Source organism: Streptomyces sp. NPDC098781 (assembly GCF_044759995.1).
Lineage (GTDB): Bacteria > Actinomycetota > Actinomycetes > Streptomycetales > Streptomycetaceae > Streptomyces.
In genome coordinates this window covers 821661-843895 of the sequence record NZ_JBIWAK010000001.1, presented here as the reverse complement: position 1 = coordinate 843895, position 22235 = coordinate 821661, and the positions used below count along the sequence as shown (strand labels likewise).

General features: G+C 70.9%; 20 protein-coding genes and 1 pseudogene. 4 read left to right on the top strand and 17 right to left on the bottom strand.

What is annotated here, in order from left to right; all coding sequences use genetic code 11:
* Positions 1-16: 16 nt before the first annotated feature.
* The 3 genes from ACIQWG_RS03565 to ACIQWG_RS03555 are packed head-to-tail and all read right to left on the bottom strand — an operon-like array spanning position 17 to position 2372.
* The gene (locus ACIQWG_RS03565; protein ID WP_404089744.1) at positions 17-1288 is read right to left on the bottom strand and encodes an RNA polymerase sigma factor; all 1272 of its coding nucleotides are present in this window, start codon (positions 1286-1288) and stop codon (positions 17-19) included.
* Positions 1285-1626: a YciI family protein gene (locus ACIQWG_RS03560; protein WP_404089742.1), complete on the bottom strand. Its 342-nt coding sequence runs from the start codon at positions 1624-1626 to the stop codon at positions 1285-1287. The genes ACIQWG_RS03565 and ACIQWG_RS03560 overlap by 4 nt, the downstream gene beginning before the upstream one ends.
* Positions 1623-2372: a nuclear transport factor 2 family protein gene (locus tag ACIQWG_RS03555; protein ID WP_404089740.1), complete on the bottom strand. Its 750-nt coding sequence runs from the start codon at positions 2370-2372 to the stop codon at positions 1623-1625. The genes ACIQWG_RS03560 and ACIQWG_RS03555 overlap by 4 nt, the downstream gene beginning before the upstream one ends.
* 385 nt (positions 2373-2757) lie before the next feature.
* On the opposite strand from ACIQWG_RS03555, the gene rho reads away from it, so the two are divergent.
* Positions 2758-3912: a transcription termination factor Rho gene (gene rho / locus ACIQWG_RS03550; protein WP_404089738.1), complete on the top strand. Its 1155-nt coding sequence runs from the start codon at positions 2758-2760 to the stop codon at positions 3910-3912.
* Between the two features lie 70 nt (positions 3913-3982).
* A pseudogene (locus ACIQWG_RS03545) lies at positions 3983-4843 on the top strand (D-alanyl-D-alanine carboxypeptidase family protein); the annotation flags it as partial.
* A gap of 83 nt (positions 4844-4926) precedes the next feature.
* Here the strand turns inward: ACIQWG_RS03545 and ACIQWG_RS03540 are convergent.
* The 11 genes from ACIQWG_RS03540 to crcB (ACIQWG_RS03490) form a co-directional block, all read right to left on the bottom strand.
* The gene (locus tag ACIQWG_RS03540) at positions 4927-6279 is read right to left on the bottom strand and encodes a glycosyltransferase 87 family protein (RefSeq protein ID WP_404089736.1); all 1353 of its coding nucleotides are present in this window, start codon (positions 6277-6279) and stop codon (positions 4927-4929) included.
* The gene (gene mptB, locus ACIQWG_RS03535; RefSeq protein ID WP_404089734.1) at positions 6276-7670 is read right to left on the bottom strand and encodes a polyprenol phosphomannose-dependent alpha 1,6 mannosyltransferase MptB; all 1395 of its coding nucleotides are present in this window, start codon (positions 7668-7670) and stop codon (positions 6276-6278) included. Before mptB ends, ACIQWG_RS03540 begins: the two co-directional genes overlap by 4 nt.
* A gap of 218 nt (positions 7671-7888) precedes the next feature.
* On the bottom strand, positions 7889-8830 hold the full coding sequence (locus ACIQWG_RS03530; RefSeq protein ID WP_404089732.1) for a glutaminase: 942 nt from the start codon (positions 8828-8830) through the stop codon (positions 7889-7891).
* A gap of 51 nt (positions 8831-8881) precedes the next feature.
* Entirely contained in the window at positions 8882-10291 is a 1410-nt protein-coding gene (aspA, locus tag ACIQWG_RS03525) for an aspartate ammonia-lyase (protein ID WP_404089730.1), read from the bottom strand.
* A gap of 116 nt (positions 10292-10407) precedes the next feature.
* Entirely contained in the window at positions 10408-11424 is a 1017-nt protein-coding gene (locus ACIQWG_RS03520) for an asparaginase (RefSeq protein WP_404090783.1), read from the bottom strand.
* A gap of 50 nt (positions 11425-11474) precedes the next feature.
* The gene (locus ACIQWG_RS03515; protein WP_404089728.1) at positions 11475-12914 is read right to left on the bottom strand and encodes an amino acid permease; all 1440 of its coding nucleotides are present in this window, start codon (positions 12912-12914) and stop codon (positions 11475-11477) included.
* The gene (locus ACIQWG_RS03510; RefSeq protein WP_404089726.1) at positions 12911-13588 is read right to left on the bottom strand and encodes a FadR/GntR family transcriptional regulator; all 678 of its coding nucleotides are present in this window, start codon (positions 13586-13588) and stop codon (positions 12911-12913) included. The genes ACIQWG_RS03515 and ACIQWG_RS03510 overlap by 4 nt, the downstream gene beginning before the upstream one ends.
* A gap of 179 nt (positions 13589-13767) precedes the next feature.
* Positions 13768-14607, bottom strand: coding sequence for an undecaprenyl-diphosphate phosphatase (locus ACIQWG_RS03505; protein ID WP_404089724.1), 840 nt, complete (start codon positions 14605-14607; stop codon positions 13768-13770).
* Positions 14608-14702: 95 nt separating this feature from the next.
* Positions 14703-15077: a fluoride efflux transporter CrcB gene (gene crcB / locus ACIQWG_RS03500; RefSeq protein ID WP_404089722.1), complete on the bottom strand. Its 375-nt coding sequence runs from the start codon at positions 15075-15077 to the stop codon at positions 14703-14705.
* Positions 15074-15454: a DUF190 domain-containing protein gene (locus tag ACIQWG_RS03495; RefSeq protein ID WP_404089720.1), complete on the bottom strand. Its 381-nt coding sequence runs from the start codon at positions 15452-15454 to the stop codon at positions 15074-15076. Before ACIQWG_RS03495 ends, crcB (ACIQWG_RS03500) begins: the two co-directional genes overlap by 4 nt.
* The gene (gene crcB / locus ACIQWG_RS03490; protein WP_404089718.1) at positions 15451-15912 is read right to left on the bottom strand and encodes a fluoride efflux transporter CrcB; all 462 of its coding nucleotides are present in this window, start codon (positions 15910-15912) and stop codon (positions 15451-15453) included. The genes ACIQWG_RS03495 and crcB (ACIQWG_RS03490) overlap by 4 nt, the downstream gene beginning before the upstream one ends.
* A gap of 255 nt (positions 15913-16167) precedes the next feature.
* Between crcB (ACIQWG_RS03490) and ACIQWG_RS03485 the strand changes: the two genes are divergently transcribed.
* Entirely contained in the window at positions 16168-16647 is a 480-nt protein-coding gene (locus ACIQWG_RS03485) for an SRPBCC family protein (RefSeq protein WP_404089716.1), read from the top strand.
* 203 nt (positions 16648-16850) lie between these two features.
* On the opposite strand, the gene ACIQWG_RS03480 is transcribed toward ACIQWG_RS03485, so the two are convergent.
* Complete coding sequence (locus ACIQWG_RS03480; protein WP_404089714.1) at positions 16851-17588, bottom strand: SDR family NAD(P)-dependent oxidoreductase; 738 nt, start codon at positions 17586-17588, stop codon at positions 16851-16853.
* Positions 17589-17672: 84 nt separating this feature from the next.
* Between ACIQWG_RS03480 and ACIQWG_RS03475 the strand changes: the two genes are divergently transcribed.
* On the top strand, positions 17673-18314 hold the full coding sequence (locus tag ACIQWG_RS03475) for a TetR/AcrR family transcriptional regulator (RefSeq protein WP_404089712.1): 642 nt from the start codon (positions 17673-17675) through the stop codon (positions 18312-18314).
* An 86-nt stretch (positions 18315-18400) separates the two neighbouring features.
* On the opposite strand, the gene ACIQWG_RS03470 is transcribed toward ACIQWG_RS03475, so the two are convergent.
* On the bottom strand, positions 18401-19969 hold the full coding sequence (locus ACIQWG_RS03470; protein ID WP_404089710.1) for an arabinogalactan endo-beta-1,4-galactanase: 1569 nt from the start codon (positions 19967-19969) through the stop codon (positions 18401-18403).
* 114 nt (positions 19970-20083) lie between these two features.
* A complete protein-coding gene (locus ACIQWG_RS03465; RefSeq protein WP_404089708.1) occupies positions 20084-22105 on the bottom strand; it encodes a beta-galactosidase in 2022 nt (673 codons plus the stop codon).
* Positions 22106-22235: the final 130 nt, after the last annotated feature.

The window sequence follows — 22235 nt, the reverse complement described above, 5'->3', positions numbered from 1 at the left end:
CCGCGTCCGACAGCCTCTACCGGGATCGGCACTGGGCCAGCCTCCGTTCCAGGAACCTTCGTTCCGCCTCGTTCTCCACCAGTTCCAACGCCCGCCGGTAGGCGTCGGCCGCCTCGTCCATGCGGCCGCTGCGGCGCAGCAGGTCGGCTCTGGTGGCGGGCAGCAGGTGGTACCCGGCCAGCTCCCCCTCCTCCTCCAACCGCGCCACCACGGCGAGGCCCGCCTCCGTACCCTCGGCCATGCCGACGGCCACCGCCCTGTTGAGGCGGACCACGGCCGAGGGGACGAAACGGCTCAACTCGCCGTACAGAGCGGCGATGTCGGCCCAGTCGGTGTCCTCGGCGGTGGCCGCGTCGGTGTGGCAGGCGGCGATGGCGGCCTGGATCTGGTACGGCCCGGCGCGGCCACGCCGCAGCGCGGTCTCCAGCAGGGCGATGCCCTCGTCGGCCTTCGCGCGGTCCCAGGCCGAGCGGTCCTGGTCCTCCAGAGTCACCAGTTCGCCGGCCGCGTCGACCCGCGTGTCCCGGCGGGCGTCGTGCAGCAGCAACAGCGCGAGCAGGCCCAGCACTTCGGGCTCGTCGGGCATGAGGCGGGCGAGGACCCGGGCCAGCCGGAGCGCCTCCGCGCAGAGGTTCGCCCGGAGGAGATCGGCACCGGCGGTGGCCGCGTATCCCTCGTTGAACAGCAGGTAGATCACGCCGAGCACACCGGTCGTGCGCTCGGGCAGGAGGTGGGCGGGCGGCACCCGGTACGGGATCCCGGCATTGCGGATCTTCCGCTTGGCACGCACCAGTCGCTGCGCCATGGTCGCCTCGGGGACGAGGAAGGCACGGGCGATCTCCGGCGTGGTCAGTCCCGCGAGCGTGCGCAGCGTCAGGGCGACCCGGGCCTCGATGGGCAGCGCCGGATGGCAGCAGGTGAAGATCAGCCGCAGCCGGTCGTCCTGCACGCCACTGTCGTCATCACCGTCTTCGGGGTCGTACGACGAGCCGTCGCGGGCCAGCACCGCCACCTCCCTGAGTTTGGCCGCTCCCACCGCCTCCCGGCGCAGTACGTCGAGGGCACGGTTACGGGCCGTCGTGGTCAGCCAGGCACCGGGGCGGCGCGGCACTCCGTCGCGCCGCCACCGGTCGAGGGCCTGGGTGAAGGCGTCCTGGGCGCACTCCTCGGCGAGGTCCCAGTCGCCGGTCACCCGGATCAGGGTGGCGACGACCTGGCCCCATTCCTCGCGGAAGGCGGCGTCGACGGCCTTCTCGACGTCGTTCCCGGCGTCGTTCGTGGCGTTCACTCCCAGACCGGCCGTACTTCCACCGAGCCGCCGCCGAGGGCCGCGGGATGCCGGGACGCGAGGGAGATGGCCTCGTCGAGGTCGGCGACCTCGATGATGTCCAGCCCGGCGACATACTCCTTGGACTCCACGAAGGGCCCGTCGCTGAGCAGCACCTCGTCGCCCTGGACCCGCACGGTGGTGGCGTCGGTGTGCGGCCGCAGTCGTGCGCCGCCCTTGACGATGTCGCGGCTGCGGACCTCGTCGATGTAGTCGGTGAAGCGCGGGTCGGCGGCGATCTCCTCGGGGCTGAGTTCCTCACCGCCGACGGGGGTGCAGATGAACAGGACGTACTTCATGACCGCTCCTCGGTTGTGGAAGAGATGTGGCTGGTGGGAGAGGTGGGGGTGGTGGGAGACACGTGCTCGTGCGCGATCAGCCAGCGCGGACCGACGTTGCGGTAGCCGGTGGTCACGTGCATCAGGTCGTCGATCCTGGCGCCGTCCACGCGGGTGGCGCGCAGCCGGACGAGGGCCTGGGCGAAGGCGACGCTCTCGTCGAGCTGGAGGTGCGACTCCAGTACCTCACGGGTCACGGGACCGGTGAGGTGACCGAGCCCTTCCTCCATCGACTTGCGCAGCGCGCCGACCCCACGGTGCACCTGGCCGTCGCGGAACTCCGCCACGTCCGGTGTGTAGCAGGCGGCCATGCGGTCGACGTCCCGTTCCCGCAGCGCCGAGGTCAGTTCGGCGTCGAGCGCGCGGATCTCCGCCTCGGCGTCCTCGTCGTCCCAGAACGGCCGCACCTCCAGGGCGCCCACGGCGGCCACGGGATGCCGTGCGGCCGCCTCGATCGCCTCCTCGATGCCGTCGCACTCCAGGACGTCGAACCCGGCGACGTACTCCTTCGTCTCCGCGAACGGACCGTCGGCACGCAGCACCTCACCGTCCCGCACGCGCACGGTGACGGCCCGGTCGGGAAGCGCCAGGCGATGCCCGTGCAGGCGTACGCGGCGGTCGCCGAGGTCCTCCACCCAGGGCTCGACGGGAGCCATACCCGAGGCGTCGGCGGTGTCGTCGCCGCAGACGAGCAGCATGTACTTCATGGATCCTCCCGGTCCTCATGAGCTTCCTACACCCCACCGACGAACGGGACCGGCGCGAATCGACACCCGGCTGAGCGGACGCGTGGAATAGGGGATGCCCGGGGTGCGTTCCCCCATATGCGGACTGCTCGCCACGCGCCGAACGACCGTGGTACCGTCCCGTTAAGCACCTGTGTACGCCCAGTCCTGGGCGCCGGTGCGGTTTCTCCTCAGATCGCCGGTCGATGTACCGGCTTCTCATCACCACCTCGTGACCAGCGGTTCTTTCGCGGTCGAGGTGCTGTTTCCCGCCGCCGGAAGCGCGCTGTGCGCCTCCCCGAAGTCCGCGGCTCATCCCTTCCCTCCGCATGTCCCATGCCTTCCGTCCGCGAAAGGACCGACCACCATGACCACCACACTCGAACACCCCCCAGTCCAGCAGCAGCCCCAAGCCCAGGCCCAGGCCCAGGCCCAGGCCGTCACCGGTGTCCTCGACATCGACGCGGGCGGGAAGGGGCACCTGCGCGCCGGGAACCTGCTGCCGTCGACCGCCGACCTCCAGGTCTCCCCCGCGCTGATCCGCCGGTACGGCCTGCGCAAGGGCGACCACGTCGACGGCGTACGCGGCGACCGGCGCGCGCTCACCGAGGTCGCCCGTGTCAACGGGCGCGCCCCCGACAAGAACCGGCGCCACTTCGGCGAACTGACGCCGCTTCACCCGCGTGAGCGAATCCGTCTCGAACACCCGGCGTCCGGCCTGACCGGCCGGGTCGCCGATCTGATCGCCCCCGTGGGCAAGGGTCAGCGCGGTCTGATCGTGGCCCCGCCCAAGACCGGCAAGACGGTCCTCCTCCAGCAGATCGCGGCCGCCGTGACCGGCAACCATCCCGAGTGCCGGCTGATGGTGGTGCTCCTCGACGAACGTCCCGAGGAAGTCACCGACATGCGGCGCTCGGTGCGGGCCGAGGTGTACGCCTCGACCTTCGACCGGACGCCCAAGCAGCACATCGCGCTGGCCGATCTGGTCATCGAGCGGGCCAAGCGGCTCGTCGAGGCGGGCGAGGACGTCGTCATCCTGCTGGACTCTCTGACCCGGCTCTGCCGGGCGCACAACAACGCCGCGTCCTCCGGTGGCCGCACCCTGAGCGGCGGTGTCGACGCGGCGGCGCTGCACGGGCCGAAGCGGTTCTTCGGTGCCGCGCGCCTCGCCGAGGAGGGCGGTTCGCTCACCATCCTGGCAACCGCCCTGGTGGAGACCGGCTCCCGGGCCGACGACTATTTCTTCGAGGAGCTCAAGAGCACCGGCAACATGGAGCTGCGGCTGAGCCGGGAGCTCGCGCAGCGCCGTGTCTTCCCCGCCGTCGACATCAACCCCTCCGGCACCCGACGCGAGGAACTCCTGCTGACCCCGGCGGAGTTGACGGGCGTACGCGGACTTCGCCGGGCCCTACAGACCCGGGACGGCCAGTCCAGCCTGGAGACGCTTCTGGAGCGGCTGCGCGAGGCGCCCGACAACGCCGGCTTCCTTCGGCGGATCCAGCCGACGCTGCCCGGCGCGTGAGACGTCACGGGCATCGCCCGTCCGGGTGCACGCCTGCCCCGACCGGCCCGGCCAGCGCGTTCCAGGACCGATGCCTTCCTACGTTGGCGGTATGAAGATCGGATTGACTACCCGGGCTGTCGTATCCACCTGTGCGCTCTGCGCGGCCGGACTGCTGGCGCTCGCGCCCGCCACCGCCGTCGCCCGCAACGGGCGCGACCCCGGCCTGTCCGGCGAACCCCGGCCGGCCGGAACCCCGGGGCCCGCGCTGCTGTACCGGTCCGGTACCCAGGTGCGGCCGCTCCCCGGAGCACCCGCCGCGCCGGAACTCTCGGCCCTGTCGTGGCTGGTGGCCGACGCCGACACCGGCGAGGTGCTCGCCGCGCACGAGGCGCACCGCAAGCTCCCGCCCGCCAGCACCCTCAAGACGCTGTTCGCCCTGACCCTGCTGCCCACCCTGCCCGCCGGCGTCCCGCACACCGTGCGCGAGGAGGAGCTGGCCGGGATCGGCGCCGGCAGCAGTCTGGTCGGGGTCGCCGAGGGACGTACGTACCGGATCGCCGATCTGTGGCGCGGGGTGTTTCTCAGCTCCGGCAACGACGCCGTGCGGGTGCTGGCCTCGCTCAACGGCGGCTGGCGCGCCACCGCCACCCGGATGCAGGCCAAGGCACGGGGCCTGGGCGCCCTCGACACGCGCGTGATGTCGCCCGACGGCTACGACACGCCCGGCCAGGTGTCATCGGCGTACGACCTGGCGGTGTTCGGCAGGGCGGGGCTGCGCAACGCGGAGTTCGCGCGGTACTGCGGCACGGCCGTGGCGACGTTCCCGGGCGGGGGCGGCTGGGAGTACCCGATCCGCAACACCAACCGGTTGCTGACCGGTGCGGACGGGGTGACCCGGTACCCCGGGGTGATCGGCATCAAGAACGGCTACACCAGCGAGGCGGGCAACACCCTGGTCGCCGCCGCCCGCCGCAACGGTCGCACTCTCGTCGTGACCGTGCTCAATCCCCGTGCGGGCGGCGGGCACGCCGTCTACGAGGAGGCCGGTGAACTGCTCGACTGGGGGTTCGGCGCGGCCGGCCGGGTCGAGCCGGTGGGGTCGCTCGACGGCTTGCGGGCCAGACCGAGCCCGGGGCCCGAGACGGTGCCCGTGGTGGCCGCGGTCGCGCCCGAGGGCGAGACGGGCTGGGCCGAGGCCTGCGCCGTCGCCGGCGCCGCCGGAGTCGGGGCCGGAGCCGTCTCGCTCGTGACCCGCGGCAGGGTCGAGCGGTCGACGCCGAGCTGACCCACCGGCAGCCGGAGCAGCAGACCGAGGGTGATCCAGGCGTAGATGTTGCTGCCGAGGAAGCCGTCCACGCCGGACGCGTCGTCGAACCACAGCCACACCACACTGGTGCACAGCACCGCGAACAGCACGCCCGCGACGCGCCGGTGCCCCTCGCGGACCAGCACGGCGAAGGACGGCAGCAGCCACACCAGATGGTGGACCCAGGTGATCGGGCTGACCAGACAGGCGGTGAGCCCGGTCAGCGCGAACGCCGCCGTCCAGTCCCCCGCGACGACCGCCCGGCGGGTGCGGGCCACCCAGACGCCCAGGACGAGCAGTACCAGCACCGCCCAGACCGCGCGGCTGTCCACGTCCAGCCGGGCCAGGATGCCTTGCAGCGACTGGTTGGAGACGTAGTCGAGCCGGCCCACCCGGGTGGTGTCCCACATCGCGTGCGTCCAGTAGAAGCGGGACGCTTCCGGCGCCACCCACGCCGCCACCGCCGTGGCCGCCGCGGCCACGGCCGTCGCCACGGCCGCGGCCCGCCAGCGCCGGGCCACCAGCAGCAGGCCGATGAATGCCGCCGGCGTCAGCTTGATCGCCGCCGCGAGTCCGATGCCCACGCCGGCCCAGCGTTCCCGGCCGCTCGACAGCAGCCAGCAGTCGAGGAGCACCAGCGCCAGCAGCAGGATGTTCACCTGGCCGAAGCTGAAGGTGTCCCGCAGCGGTTCGAACAGGGCCAGCGCGCAGACGGCCAGCGCACAGCCGTACCAGCCATGGCGCCGCCAGGACCGCCCGGCCAGCACGCGCAGCACGAAGGCCAGCGCCGCCAGGTTGAGCAGCAGCGCCACCGCGATGGCGACGTGCAGGTCCACCAGCGCCATGGGCAGCATGACGACCGCGGCGAACGGCGGGTAGGTGAAGCCGTACGTGGTGCCGGGCACCCGGTAGTCGTAGAGCCGGCCGCCGTGGTGCATCCAGCTGTCGACGGTGCCGTAGTACACGCGCAGGTCGAACCAGTCGCGCAGCAGCGGCACGGTGGCCGTGAACACCGTCACGGCGACGACGAGCACGACGACGAGCGCGAGCCGCCCGCGATCGGTGCGGGGCAGATTCATGCGGTGCGCTCCAACGCCGGGGCCTGCGCGGCCATGTGTGCCTGCCACAGGACGACCACGGCGAGCACGCCGCCGGAGACCGCCAGCACCAGCTGGCCGACGTCCGCGGGGCCGCCGCTGGGCAGTACCGCGAGGGCGAGCACTCCGGTGAGTGCGGCCACGCGGTGCCGTACCGAGGTGCTGGGCGCCGCGGCGGCTATCAGGAACAGGCCCCATAGCGCGTACCAGGGGCGGATCGCCGGTCCGAAGGCGGCCACGGCCGCCAGGCTCAGACCCAGCGCGTATACGGGACGCGGACGCCAGCGCCACCATATGAGGATCACCAGGACGCCGGTGAGCACGAGTCCGAAGGCGTGCCACACGGGGACGGCCAGGGGTGCCAAATCGCTGCCGGCCTGCTCCAGCAGCGAGCCGGTGGCCCGGCCGAGCAGGCTGGTGAGCGCCCAGTTCTGTGAGGAGACCGGTGTGTCCAGGGCGCCTATCCAGCCGTATCCCGTGCCCGCGACGGCCGTGGCGGCGACCGTGGTCGCGGCGGACGCGGCAGCCGTGGTCAGGACGGCCTTCACCGGGTGGTGACCGGAGCGCATCTGGAGCAGGACCACCGCGACGAGGCCCAGTGCGGCGGGCGCCTTGACGAGCGCGGCCAGCGTGACGAGTACGGCCCCCAGCATGGGCCACCTGCCGAGCGCGGCGACCAGGCCGGCGCCGAGCAGGCCCAGCATGATGGCGTCGTTGTGGGCGCCGGCGACCAGGTGCAGCAGCACCAGCGGGTTGAGGGCACCCAGCCACAGGGCTGCCGACGGGTCGGCTCCGCTGTGCTGGGCGAGCCGGGGCAGCGCGGCAGCCATCAGCGCCACGCCGAGCAGCGCTATCACCCTCATGCCGAGCAGCCCCGCGGGCAGTTCGCCGCGGGTCACGCCGGACAGCACGGAGGCGACACCGAGGAACACCGGCCCGTAGGGGGCACCCGTGTGCCGCCACAGCGGCGCGACCTCGTCCGCGAGGGGGCCGCCGAGGTGGGAGGGGCCGTACGCGTACACGTCGATGTGCGCGTCGACCATGGCCCCTTGGGCCAGATAGCTGTACACGTCCCGGCTGAACAGCGGCGGCGCGATCAGCAGCGGGGTGGCCCAGACGGCCAGGACCAGCAGCAGGGCGCGCGGGGTCGGCGGGTCGGCGCTGCGCACCAGCCTGCCGAGCAGCAGCCACGCCGCTATCAGCAGGACGACGCCGAAGTACACGCCGACCAGGCCGAGGGCGGCGTGAACCGAGCTCGGGGCCAGGAGTTCCCGGACCGGCAGCGCGCCGGACGTCTCACCGCCCAGGGCGAGAAAGGCGGTACCGGCCAGACCGAGTATCTGGCAGCGGCGGAGATCGACGGGGAAAGCCATGGCCAACACTCGGTCAGCGTGTCAACACCGAGTGGCCGTAAGTTGACGGGGTTCCCTCCGGGGGGAAGCCGGGGTATGACCGCCCGGTGATCGATTGTGGCCGTCGGTTGAAGGCTGCGACGCGTCTGCCTGGTGCGGTGAATGGCAGACCGCGGGACTGTTGTGGCTGGTCGCGCAGTTCCCCGCGCCCTTGCGGGGGCGCCTCAGCGGCCCCCCTCTCAGAACACCGACAGGCCCGTCAGCGTGGTGAATCTGTCCAGGGCCGCCACCCCGGCCACCGAATTGCCCCGTTCATCCAGACCCGGGCTCCACACGCACAGCGTGCACCGCCCCGGGACCACCGCGATGATTCCGCCACCCACCCCGCTCTTGCCGGGCAGGCCCACCCGGTGCGCGAAGTCGCCCGCCGCGTCGTACGTTCCGCAGGTCAGCATGACCGCGTTGATCTGCTTGGCCTGACTGCGGGTGAGCAAGCGGGTGCCGTCCGCGCGGACGCCGTGGCGGGCGAGGAAGGACGCGGCCAGGGCCAGGTCGGCGCAGGAGGCCATGACGGAGCACTGGCGGAAGTACTGGTCGAGCAGGGCCGGTACGGGGTTGTCGATGTTGCCGTACGACGCCATGAAATGGCCGAGGGCGGCGTTCCGGTCGCCGTGCGCCGACTCGGAGGCGGCGACGTCCTCGTCGAAGTCCAGAGCGGGGTTGCCGCTCTCGGCGCGCAGGAAGGCGAGGAGTTCGCCGGCCGCGTCACCGGTACGGGTCTGGAGGCGGTCGGTGACCACGAGGGCGCCCGCGTTGATGAACGGGTTGCGCGGGATGCCGTTCTCGTACTCCAGCTGAACCAGGGAGTTGAAGGGGTTGCCGGAGGGCTCGCGGCCCACGTGCTCCCAGAGTTCGTCACCCTCGCGGGCCAGGTCGAGCGCGAGGGTGAAGACCTTGGTGATGGACTGCGTGGAGAAGGGCTCACGCCAGTCCCCCACGCCGTACACCGTGCCGTCGAGTTCCGCGACGGCCATGCCGAAGCGCCGGGGGTCGCAGGCCGCGAGCGCGGGGATGTAGTCGGCGGGCCGGCCGCGGCCGGGGGTTCGCTCGATCTCCTCCGCGATGCGCTCCAGGACCGGCTGGAAGGTCAGTGACGACGTCGACGCTGCCATGATCACCATTGTGCCTCCCGGCCGGTCCCCGCGCGCCGTCGAGGCGCCTGATCGTGCTGCTCAGACGAGACTCCGGCCGCTGCCCGCGATCACCTCCGGCCGCAGCAGGTCGGCCAGCCGCTCGGCCGGCAACAGCCCCTTCTCCAGGACGAGTTCGGCCACGCCCCGGCCGCTGACCAGGGCCTCCTTGGCGATGTCGGTCGCGGCCGTGTACCCGATGTGCGGGTTCAGGGCGGTGACCAGGCCGATGGAGTTCTCCACGGTCCGGCGCAGCGCCTCGGTGTTGGCGGTGATGCCGGCCACGCAGCGCTCGGCGAGGGTCACGCAGGCGTTGCGCAGATGGGTGATGCTCTCGGACAGGGAGTGCAGGATGACCGGCTCGAAGGCGTTGAGCTGGAGCTGTCCGGCCTCGGCGGCCATGGTGATGGCGACGTCGTTGCCGATCACCTCGAAGGCGACCTGGTTCACCACCTCGGGAATCACCGGGTTGACCTTGCCGGGCATGATCGACGAACCGGCCTGCACCGGCGGCAGGTTGATCTCGTTGAGGCCGGCGCGCGGCCCGGAGGACAGCAGGCGCAGGTCGTTGCAGCTCTTGGAGAGCTTCACGGCGACGCGCTTGAGGACGCCGGACATCTGCACGAACGCGCCGCAGTCCTGGGTGGCCTCCACCAGGTTGGCGGCGGTGACCAGCGGCAGCCCGGTGATCTCGGAGAGGTGACGGCGAGCCGCCTCGGCGTACCCGGGCGGGGCGTTCAGGCCGGTGCCGATGGCCGTGGCCCCCAGGTTGATCTCCTGGATCAGCTCGACCGCCTCGGCGAGCCGGGCCCGGTCCTCGTCCAGCATCACGGCGTACGCGGAGAACTCCTGCCCGAGCGTCATGGGCACCGCGTCCTGCAACTGCGTACGGCCCATCTTGAGCACGTCGCGGAACTCGACGGCCTTGCGGGCGAACGCGTCCTGGAGAACCGCCATCGCCTTGAGCAGCCCGCGCACCGCGAACACCGTCGCGATCTTGACGGCGGTCGGGTAGACGTCGTTCGTCGACTGACCGAGGTTGACGTCCTCGTTGGGGTGCAGGTACCCGTACTGGCCCTTCTCGTGACCGAGCAGCTCCAACGCCCGGTTGGCGACGACCTCGTTGGCGTTCATGTTGGTCGAGGTGCCGGCACCGCCCTGGATGACGTCCACGACGAACTGGTCGTGCAGCTCACCGGCCCGGATCTCCCGGCAGGCGGCGACGATCGCGGCGGCCTTGTCCAGCGCCAGCAGCCCGAGCTCCTGGTTGGCGAGCGCGGCGGCCTCCTTGACGGCGGCGAGGGCGTCGACGAGGTGCGGGTAGGCGGAGATGGGCGTGCCGGTGATGGCGAAGTTCTCGGTGGCGCGCAGGGTGTGCACACCCCAGTAGGCGTCGGCCGGAACATCGCGGTCGCCGAGCAGATCGTGCTCGCTACGGGTGGCGGCGTTCATGAGGGAACGGTTCTTCTTTCGGAGAGGGTGCGTGTCGCGCCCCTTCAGGGGCGCGGGGAACTGCGCGACAAGCCAGATACGGCCGTCAGTCGCCAATCAAGAAATCCGGCACATCCTTAGGCGCAAGCCGAAACCCCAACCGGCTCCAGTGATCGAACGGGCCGCACACACCCGACCTCACGTCCGCCACCCAGTAGCGCCTCCCCCTGAAACTCGATGAGCAACTCGGGATCGACGCCGGCCCACGCGAGCGCCGCCGCGGCGACGGGCACCCGCGCCCGGTTCGCCCCGTCGGCGATCTTCACGGCGACGGCACGGCCGTCGGGCAACGCGGCGACCTGGACGCCCTCGAACCCGTCCTTGGCCAGCAGCCCCGGCACGGCCCGCATCAGCGCGGCCACGTCCCGCCCCGAACCGGAGGCCATCTCGGCATGCTCGCGCATCGCGTCGGCGACCCGGGCCTCCGGCGTGCCCGGCACCGCGGTGGTGATCCGAGCGGCGGCGCGGGCGAGCCCGTGAAGCGAGACGGAGAACAACGGCGCCCCGCACCCGTCCACCGTCACCCGGGCGATCCGCTGACCCGTGAGGTCCTCGACGATCTCGGCGACGGCCTGCTGGAGGGGGTGCCCGGGATCGAGGTAGTCCTCCAGGGACCAGCCGTTCAACCGGCAGGTGTACAGCATCGCGGCGTGCTTGCCCGAGCAGTTCTGGGCGAGCCGGGACGGCAGTCGCCCCTCCCGCACCCAGGCGTCCCGGACGACCGGGTCGAACGGCATGTCCGGGACATTGCGCAGGTCGTCCTCGGTGAGCCCGGCGAGTTCCAGGATCCGCCGGGTCCCGGCGAGGTGGCGTTCCTCGCCGGAGTGGCTGGCGGCGGCGAGGGAGAGCAGCTCGCCGTCGAGCGGGAGCCCGGCCCGGGCCATGGCGACGGCCTGGACCGGCTTCAGGGCGGAGCGCGGGTAGAACGCCGCCTCGATGTCACCGAGCTGGAACCGGACCTCGCCGTCGTCACCGAGGACGACGACGGAGCCGTAGTGGATGCCTTCGATCATTCCGCCGCGTACGAGGTGGGCGACGGGGGCGTGGAGGGGTTCGCGGACAAGGGGTGCGTCCGCCATGGAGCTGCTGTACATCACTGCCTGGTTGTCCTGGGTCGATGAGGGGTCGTCGACCGACACGGGTGTCACGCGTCGGCCTCGGTCGTGGTGCGCCCGGCCCGGCTGCGGATGCCGTACCAGCCCGCGACCAGCGCTGCGACGATCAGCGGCAGGCACAGCACGGTGGTGCGGCCGGCGCCTCCGTCGGCGTACATGAGGACCAGGACGCAGGCCAGGAAGGCCAGCGTCACGAGTTCGGTCCAGGGGGAGCCCGGCAGTCGGAAGCCGGGGCGGGTGAGTTCGCCCTTCTGGGTCTTCTGCCAGAAGAGCAGGTGACAGATCATGATCATGCCCCAGGTGGCGAGGATGCCGATGGCCGCGAAGTTCAGCACGATCTCGAAGGCCTCGGCGGGGACGACGAAGTTGAGACCGACGCCGAGGACACAGATACCGCTGGTCAGCAGGATGCCGCCGTACGGGACCTGGCTGCGGCTCATCACCGAGGTGAACTTCGGGGCGGAGCCGTTCATGGCCATGGAGCGCAGGATGCGGCCGGTGGAGTACAGACCGGAGTTGAGCGAGGACATGGCCGCGGTCAGCACGACCAGATTCATGATGCCGCCGGCCGCCGGGACGCCGATGTTGGACAGCACGGTGACGAAGGGGCTCTCGCCCGCCTTGTACGACGACCAGGGCAGCAGCATCGAGAGCAGGACGACCGAGCCGACATAGAACAGGCCGACCCGCCACATGATCGAGTTGATCGCCTTCGGCATGATCTTCTCGGGGTTCTCGGTCTCACCGGCGGCGACGCCGACCAGCTCGACGGAGGCGTAGGCGAAGACGACGCCCTGGACGATCAGCAGCATCGGCAGCAGGCCGTTGGGGAAGACACCGCCGTTGTCGGTGATCAGGGACGGGCCGGGGGTGTGGCCGTCCACGGGCTGCTGGGTGACCAGCAGGAAGATGCCGATGAGCATGAAGACGACGAGGGCGCCGACCTTGATGATCGCGAACCAGAACTCCAGTTCGCCGAAGAACTTCACCGAGATCAGGTTCACCGTGAGGACGACGGCCAGGGCGATCAGCGCGATCACCCACTGCGGGATGTCGGAGAACATGCCCCAGTAGTGGGTGTAGGTGGCGACCGCGGTGATGTCGGCGATGCCGGTGGTCGCCCAATTCAGGAAGTACATCCAGCCCGCGGTGTAGGCGCCCTTCTCCCCCATGAACTCCCGCGCGTACGACACGAAGGCGCCGGAGGACGGGCGGTACAGGACGAGTTCGCCCAGGGCGCGGACGACGAGAAAGGCGAACAGGCCGCAGACCGCGTAGGCGATGAACAGGGACGGGCCGGCGTCGGCGAGCCTGCCGCCGGCGCCGAGGAACAGACCGGTGCCGATGGCGCCGCCGATGGCGATCATGTTGACGTGCCGGGCCTTGAGCGACTTGCTGTAGCCGTGGTCACCGGCGTCGACATGGCCGGAACGTTTCTGCACGCCCTCGCGCAGGGACTGCTCACTCACGCCTCGGGTCCGCCTTCCGTGGTGCTGTCCGTGCGCGGGGGACGCACGATGTCGGTGAGGGTCGTCTCGACGCGGTCCAGGTGGTGGGCCATGGCGTCGGTCGCGTCGAGTTCGGAACCGTCGGTCAGCGCCTCGACGATCGCCCGGTGCTCGCGGTTGGACTGCTCGCGGCGGCCGCCCAGCTCGTTGAGGAAGGCCGACTGACGCGCCAGAGCGTCCCGGATCTCCTCGATGACCCGGCGGAACACCGGGTTCTGGGCGGCCTCTGCCACGGCCAGGTGGAAGAGGGTGTCCATCGCGACCCACGCGGTGGTGTCCGTCTCCCGCTCCATGCGGTCCAGCAGATGAGCCAGGTGGTCGAGGTTCTCCGGGGTGCGGCGCAGTGCCGCGTACCCGGCGACCGGGATCTCGACGTGCCGGCGCACCTCCATCAGGTCGCTCGCCGAGTAGTCGCCGAAGGTGGGGTCCTCGACGGTGGCGGCGACGACGAAGGTGCCCTTGCCTGTCTTGGAGACGGTCAGCCCCATGGTCTGGAGGGCCCGCAGGGCCTCGCGCAGCACGGGCCTGCTGATCTCCAGCGTGCGGCACAGCTCCGCCTCGGAGGGGAGCTTGTCGCCGACGGCGTACTCGCCGCGCTCGATGGCGTCGCGCAGATGCGCCAGCACCGCTTCCATGGCGCTGACTCGACGCGGAGGCTGTCCGGCTGTCCGGCTGTCTGACAGGTTCACGAGAGCGATACTCCGGGTGCGCCGTGGGTGCTGTCAAGGGCGGCGAATGGAGAGATTCACCGGGCGTGACACCTGAATGCCGGCATCACACCCGGCCCCGGTCAGCGATCACGCGCCGGTCCGGGTCAGCTGTTGATCACCCCCGCCCCCAGCAGCCCGAACAGCAGCAGCCCGACGACGATGCGGTAGATCACGAAGGCGTCGAACGAGTGCTTGGCGACGAACCTGAGCAGCCAGGCGATGGAGGCGTAGGCGACGACGAAGGAGACGGCGGTGCCGACCGCCAGCGGCAGCGCGCCCGTGCCCGTCGTGCCGAGGGCGTCCTTCAGCTCGTAGATGCCGGCGCCGGTCAGGGCCGGGATGCCGAGGAAGAAGGACAGCCGGGTGGCGGCGAGGCGGTCCAGGTCGAGCATGAGCGCCGTGGACATCGTGGCGCCGGAACGCGAGAAGCCCGGGAAGAGCAGGGCGAGGATCTGGGAGCTGCCGACGAGCATGGCGTCCTTGAAGGAGGTGTCGTCCTCCCCTCGCTTGTGCCGTCCCGTGCGGTCGGCCGCCCACATCACTCCACTGCCGACGATCAACGAGCCCGCGACCACCCACAGGGAAGCGAGCGGTCCCTGGATGAGCGGTTTGGCCGCCAGGCCCACGGCGACGATGGGGATGGTCGCGAAGATGACCCACCAGGCGAACTTGTAGTCGTGGTGGTAGCGCTCCTCCTTGTCCCGCAGCCCGCGCACCCACGCGGTGAGGATCCGCACGATGTCCTTGAAGAAGTACACGAGGACGGCGGCGATGGCGCCGACCTGGATGACGGCGGAGAACCCGACGACCGCGTCGTCTTCGACGGGGATGCCCATCAGCCCTTCGGCGATCTTCAGATGGCCGGTCGAGGAGACGGGCAGGAACTCGGTCACCCCCTCGACGGCTCCGAGGACGAAGGCCTGACCGACGCTGATGGCGCTCATGGGATCCAGTTCCGGGGGTCGGCGGGACAGCTGGTGCGCACTGTCCTACCAGGTACGGGTGTGGTCCCGTGGCCCACGACGCCGTCGGAGGCGCCCTATGACCACAGTGCCTGGGCGACCGACACGCCGAGGAACGCCGCACCGAGGCCCACGACGACGCTCCCCACGACGTTGGCGAAGGCGTAGAGCCCCGCTCCCGTCTCGGTCAGCCGCAGGGTCTCGTAGGAGAAGGTCGAGTACGTGGTCAGGGCCCCGCACAGCCCGGTGCCGAGCAGCAGTTGGAGGTGTGAACCGGCCGCGCCCGCCGCGACCGAGCCGGTGAGCAGGCCGAGGATCAGACAGCCGGTGGCGTTGACGACGAAGGTGCCCCAGGGGAACACCGAATCGTGCCGGGACTGCACCGCGCGGTCGGTGAGGTAGCGCAGGGGCGCGCCGACCACGGCGCCCGCGACGACCAGGAGCCAGTTCACGGCGACTTCTTACCCTTCCGGGCCGTTCCACCCGGCGTGTCGTCGCGGCCGACGTACCGGATGACCTCGCAGTCGTCGAGGGTGACGAGCCCTTCGGTGACGAGTTCGTCGAGCTGCGGCAGGAACGCCCGGACGCGCTCCTCGGTGTCGACGATCACGATCGCGACGGGCAGGTCCTCGCTCAGGGACAGCAGCCGGGCGGTGTGGATCAGCGAGGAGGCGCCGAAACCCTCGATGCCGCGGAAGACGCTGGCGCCCGCGAGGCCCGCCGCGTGCGCGCGGTGCACGATCTCGGCGTAGAGGGGCTTGTGGTGCCAGGTGTCGTGCTCGCCCACGAAGACGGTCAGGCGCAGGGCCCTGCCGGTCAGTCTGGTCATGTCTGCCTCCGCTTCAGCACCCGGCGGGTGGCCGCCGCGGCGAGCCAGACCGCGGTGAGCGCCGCGATCAGGGTGGCGGCCAGGTAGGCGAGCCCCGTGCGCGGGTGGCCGCCGTCCATCAGCCGCTGGATGTCCACGGCGTACGTGGAGAAGGTGGTGAAGCCGCCGAGCACTCCGGTGCCGAAGAAGGGACGGACGAGTCGGTGGGCGGCCCATACGTCGGTGATCACCACCATGAACACGCCGATCACGGCACAGCCGACGACATTGGTCCAGAAGGTCGCCCAGGGGAAGCCGCCCGGCTGGACCGGCAGCCACAGCGACATCGCGTACCGGGCCGTGGCGCCGACGGCTCCGCCGAACGCGACCACCCCGACGACCGGCGCCTGCGTCCGCCAGGCCCGCGGTCGTGGGGTGCCGGCGGGTGCGCGAAGGCTCTCGGTGTCCGGGGCTCTCATGACCGTGCGTCTCCTACTCGCCTGGACCCGGGTGTGCGGGCCTCGCGGATGCAAGTAGGGACCGTTGGCGGCACCACTGCCGCGGTTCGGGTACGGCGGGCCCCACCGCCGCGCCGCGAGGGTGATCGCGGCTGATCAACAGGGTAACGGTCCGGTCGGCCCATCGTCCCGCCGGTTCACTGCGGATGCCCGCACGGCACACCGCGGCTAGTGTCGAAGAGCCCGCGGAGCGGCCGAGGTGAAGGAGCGTGGGGCGTGGCCCGGAACCGCCGTCTGATTCTGAGCTCGCCGTCCGAGGTCTGGAGCCTGCTGTCCGACGGCCGTCGCTACGGGGAGTGGGTCACCGGGACCCAGCAGGTCCTCGCCGTGGACCCCGACTGGCCGGACGTGGGCGCCCGGCTGCGGGTGCGGGTCGGGGTGGGCCCCGCGACCCTGGACGACACCGTCGTCGTCCGCATCAGCGAACCGCGGCGGCGGCTGGAACTGGAAGCCAGGGCCGACCCCTTCGGCGCGGCCCGCATCGCCATGGAACTGGTTCCCTGGGGCGAGCACACCCTGTTCGTCATCGACTGGCATCCGCTACGGGGCCCCGGGACCCGGATGCACGGCCTGCCCGTCGACTACGTCGTCGCGATCCGCAACGGCATGATGCTGACGAAGCTGGCCCGGATCGCGGTACGCGAGCATCGTGAGGTCGATCCGGTGGAGGCGAGCGGCGCGGGGCGGCGTTCTTAGACGACGTCGGAGTCATGCGCACCAGAACGAACGGCGTCTGAGCGCGCCGGCCACCGCGCCGGGATCGAGATCCGCTTCAACGTCACAGCCCTCGCCGTGGGCTCACGACCTTGGCCAGTGCTCTCCGGCTACCTCGAGGTCGCGCCGCGACAGGGGCATCCCGGCACGCGCTGAGGAACCGAATGCGCACCGCCGGCCGTCGTTCAGGCCCGGGTGTAGCCGCCGTCGGCGAAGAGTTCGGCGCCGGTGACGAACGACGAGGCGTCCGACGCCAGGAAGAGGGCGGCCTCGGCGATTTCCTCGGCGTCGGCCAGCCGCCCCAGTGGCACGACGGCCTCGGCGAACCGGTCGGCGTCCGACCCCGCTACGCCCAGCAGGCCAGGGGTCCGAGTGGGCCCCGGGCTGAGCACGTTGACCCGGAATCGGCGGTCCCGCGACTGCCGGGCCCAGTTGTGCACGAGGTTGCTCACCGCCGCCTTCGAGGCGCTGTAGACCTCGAGTTGCTCGTTGGGCCGCACGCTGTTGCTCGAGCCGACGACCAGGATGGAGGCGTTCTCCGCCAGCAGCGGAAGCGCCTTCTGAACGGTGAACAGTGGGCCCTTGACGTTGACGGCGAGTGTCAGGTCGACGTTCGCTTCGGTGTGGGCGCCGAGCGCGGCGTCCGCGACGATTCCGGCGTTGGCCACCAGGACGTCGATGCGTCCGGCCTCCTCGCGGACTCGCGTGTACAGCGCGTCCAGGTCGGCCAGAACCGAGACGTCGGATCGAACGCCGGTGGCCGCGGGGCCCATCTCCTTGACTGCCGCTTCGAGGCGGTCGATGTCCCGGCCGGTCACGAAGACCCGTGCGCCCTCCCGGACGAAGCGGTGGGCGATGGCCAGCCCGATCCCGCTGGTTCCTCCGGTGATCACGGCCACCTTCTCGTGCAGCACGCCTGGCATGTCGAACCCCTTCAGTTGTGGAATCGATCGTCCATAACGTAGGCAGTAATGGACGATCGAGTCAAGAATGGGTAGGCTGAGCCCATGGCGAGACCACGCGCGTTCGACGAACGCCAAGTCCTGGAGCGGGCGCGGGAACAGTTCTGGGCGACCGGCTATGCGGGAACCCGGATGGACGACATCGCCCAGGCGACCGGCCTGGGCAAGGGCAGCTTGTACGGCGCATTCGGCGACAAGGGCAAGCTGTTCCACCGTGTGTTCGGCGACTGGTGCACCGCGGTTGTCGAGGTGGCCGAAGGGCGGCTGGCGGGCGGCCCGGACTCCGAAGCCTTGGCCCGGCTGTCCGAGTACGTGCACCTGATGGCGGAGAACACCGCCTCCGACACCGAGCGCCGAGGGTGCCTGTTGGCCAAGGGGGCGGCGGAACTGGCCCAGCACGATCCGACGGTCGCCGGACGGTCGGCCGAGACCATGACGGCACTGCTGACCCTGCTGCGGACGGAGATCAGCGCCGCCCAGCGCCACGGCGACATCGACAGCGCCGCGGATCCGGAGCGGTTGGCGGCACTGCTGCTGACGGTGGTCCGCGGTGTCGAGGCGGTAGGCAAGGCGGGCCTGGACCCGGAGACCCTGCGGAACATTGCCGACACCGCGATGGCGGTCCTGCCCATGCCCGAGGGACGGAAGGGCCTCGCAACCGGACGCCGTCCGTCACGCGAGAACTGACTTGGCGCCATCACACAGCGGCAAGGGGCCGTTGAAGCGCTGGGCCCGGCTGCGCGCCCGCGCGGCCGGGCCCCGTGGTCAGGGCCTCAACGGTGGCTGAACCACGACGTCGACGCGAGCGCCTTGTCGTCGTAGCCGAACAGGGCCTGGTTCTCCCAGCCGTTGCCGGAGGAGGCGTCGGTCGGGTCCCAGCCGTTGCCCGTGACGGCGGTCCAGGTCGCCTCCCAGTAGAAGACGCCGAGGCCACGGCCGCCCGGGACGGCTTCCACGATGCTCGCCACGTCGTTCATCCACCTGGTCTGCCCGGCCACGGTGGCGGGGTAGCCGGAGACCAGTTCGGCGGTGGTGTCGATGATGTTCTCGTGCGCGTCCTCGCTGTCCAGCCGGAACGGGTAGGCCGTCTCGGCGACGAAGACCGGCTTGCCGTAGCGGGAGGCGGCGTCGTCCAGAGTGGTCTGGAAGTCGTAGAGCGTGCCGTGCCAGTAGCCGTAGTACGACAGGCCGATCGCGTCGAACTTCACGCCGTTCGCGACGGCGTTGTCGAACCACCAGCGGGTGCCGGACAGGTCGCCGCCCTTGGCGAGGTGCAGGGCGACCGCGGTCGACGAGTTGACCGCCTTGACCGCGTCGTAGCCCGAGTCGAGCAGTCCGGCGAGCTGCGACCAGTTGTCCGTGGAGCCCTCGGACCACATCATGCCGCCGTTGATCTCATTGCCGACCTGGACCATGTCGGCGGTGGTGCCCTGAGCCTTCAACGCGTTCAACACGTCGTACGTGTGGTTGTACACGTCGGTCTTGAGTTGGCCGTACGAGTGCCCGGACCACGCGGCCGGCTTGGACTGGGCGCCCGGGTCGGCCCAGGTGTCCGAGTAGTGGAAGTCGACCAGCAGCTTCATGCCGGCCGCCTTGACGCGCTTGGCCGTGGCCAGGACGCGCGTCTTGTTGTTGTAGCCGTCGGCCGGGTCGACCCAGACCTTCAGGCGGGCGTAGTTCATGCCGGTGTTCTTCAGGATGGTGACCGCGTCGCCGACGGTGCCCGAACTCGTCCTGTAGACACCGCCCTTGGCCTCGCTCTTGGCGAGGGAGGAGATGTCGGCGCCATGGATCGACGTGCCGCCGGTGCCCGAGGCGAAGGTGAGGTCGTCGACGTTGATCCAGTTGCCCGCGTTCGCGTCGCTGGTGACGCTGATCGTGCACTGGTTGCCGGTCACGCTGACCGGCACGACGATGCGGATCCAGCCGCTCGCCGAGACCGGGAGGTCGGTGCGCTGTTCGGCGCCGCCGCAGTTCTTCAGCGCGAGGTACGCGGAGTTCTGGCCGCCGCCGGACCGGACCCAGGCGGTGAGCTTGTAGTTCCCGTTGGTCAGGCCGGACAGGTACTGGTAGGTCTCCACCTTGTACGCCGACGACGACCAGTGGGTCAGGCGGTAACTCCCCCCGTGGCCACCGGCTTCGGTGAAGGAGGCGGAGTTCTGTCCGGCGGCCGAGTACGTGGACCAGCCGGCCGGGGTCGCGGTGCCGGTGCCGTCGGACTCGAAGCCGCCGTTGGTGAGCGTGCTCGCCGCCGAAGCGGTCTGCGCGGGCAGGGCGGTGAGGGCGAGTCCGGCGACGAGGGGTATCAGCAGGGCTCGGAGAGTGCGTCTGGGATGGAACATCTTCGTCCGTCGTCCCTTCGACGTAGGGGGATGGGGATGCTCCTCGCCGCTTCGACGCGGTGAGGAGCCCCTCCGCCCGCGGCTCGCGGCACGCGCGGGCGGAGGGGGGTCGGCTCAGCCGTCGAGTCGTACGACCCGCACGGCTCCCGCGGGGATCTCCAGGCGGCCCGCCGCGCGTTCGCCGGTGAGCAGCTCGGTGCCGGGCGCCTCCAGCGGCACCTTGGCGTCCGCCCCGGTGTGGTTGATGGCGAACAGGAAGCTGCCCGACTCGCCGACGCGCTGCACGACCTCGACATCGCGGGGCAGGTCGGCACGCGGCGCGACCTGCGCGTCCTCGATCGCCCACCCGAGCAGCGCGTCCAGGCCCTCGGCGCCCAGCCGGGTGGAGACGTACCAGGCGGTGCCCTCGCCGAGGCGGTGCCGGGTGACGGCCGGGTGACCGGCGGTCAGGCCGTCGGCGTACGTCCAGACGGTCTCCGCGCCGCGCGGGACCACGAACTCCGACCACACGTCGCCGCTGAGCTCGGAGCCGTCGGGTCCGGTGAGCCGCACCAACTGCTCCTGAAGCAGTGGGGAGAACTCCTCGACCGTCAGACCGAGGACGTCCCGCAGCGCACCCGGGCAGGCGCCCTCGTGCACGGCGTCGTGCTCGTCGACGATGCCGGAGAAGTACGACACGACGAGGGTGCCGCCGTTGTCGACGTACTCCTTGAGGTTCTGCCCGGCCGCCTCGGTCATCAGGTACAGGGCCGGTACGACGACAAGGGGATACCTCGACAAGTCGGCTTCCGGGTGGGCGAAGTCGACGGTGAGGTGGCGGTCGTAGAGCGCCTCGTAGAAGGCGTCGGCACGTTCGCGGGCGTCGTGGTCCTGGCTGGGGCGCCAGTCGAGGTTCTGCGCCCACCAGGAGTGCCAGTCCCACACCATGGCCACGTCGGCCCGGGTACGGGTGCCCCGCACTGCGCTCAACGAGTCGAGGGCGGCGCCCAGTTCGACCACCTCCCGCCACACGCGCGTGTCGGTGCCGCCGTGCGGGACCATCGCCGAGTGGAACTTCTCGGCGCCGCGCCGGGACTGCCGCCACTGGAAGAACATGGCGCCCTCGGAGCCGCGCGCCACATGGGCGAGGGAGTTGCGGGCCATCTGGCCGGGGGCCTTGGCGGGGTTGCGGGGCTGCCAGTTGACCCCGGAGGTGGAGTGCTCCAGGAGGATCCAGGGCGCTCCCCCGGCCACCGAGCGTGTGAGGTCCGCGGCCATGGCGAGGTTGACGTGGGTGCGGCGGCCATCGGTGATCAGGTAGTGGTCGTTGGTGACCAGGTCGACCTCACGGCCCCAGGCCCAGTAGTCGACGGAGTCGCACTGGCTGAGGGCGGTCATGAAGTTGGTGGTCACCGGGACGCCGGGTGAGAGCCGGTGCAGGATGTCCCGCTCCATGACGAAGTTCTCGCGCATGGTGGCGTCGGCGAAGCGCTTGTAGTCCAGCGCCTGGGCCGGGTTGACCACGGTCGGCGTCAGGCGCGGCGGGTTGATCTCCTCGAAGTCCAAGTACCGCTGGCCCCAAAAGGCCGTTCCCCAGGCCTCGTTGAGCGCCTCGACCGTCTCGTACGTCGACCGCAGCCGGCGCCTGAAGTGCGCGGCGCAGGAGTCGCAGTAGCAGGCCGAGACGGGGACCCCGTACTCGTTGTGCACGTGCCACATCGCCAGCGCCGGGTGGTCGCCGTAGCGTTCGGCGAGCTGGGTGGTGATGGCCGCGGCGGCGGCGCGGTAGTCGGCGTTGCTGTGGCAGATGGCGCCGCGTGAACCGAACTCGTGGCGCACGCCCTCGGCCGTCACCGGCAGGGCCTCGGGGTGATCGCGATAGAACCAGACCGGCGGGCAGACCGTCGGTGTGCCCAGGTCGACGCGGATGCCGTGCTCGTGCAGCAGGTCGAGCACGCGGTCCAGCCAGCCGAAGTCGTACACACCCGGTGCGGGTTCCAGCAGGGCCCAGGAGAAGATCCCGACGCTCACCATCGTGACGCCGGCCTCCCGCATCAGCCGGACGTCCTCCTGCCAGACGCTTTCCGGCCACTGCTCGGGGTTGTAGTCCCCACCGAAGGCGAGCCTGGTGAGGCCCCTGGGGGTGGTCTCCGGCATGGATCTCTCCCGATTGAGTCGATCATTTGGGAACGTGCACACACCCGATCGGCGGTGCGAGCCCAACATAACCGCACAGCAACAACCATTGACAAGTGTCCGGGATGTTTCTCTACTGTGAACGCTCACA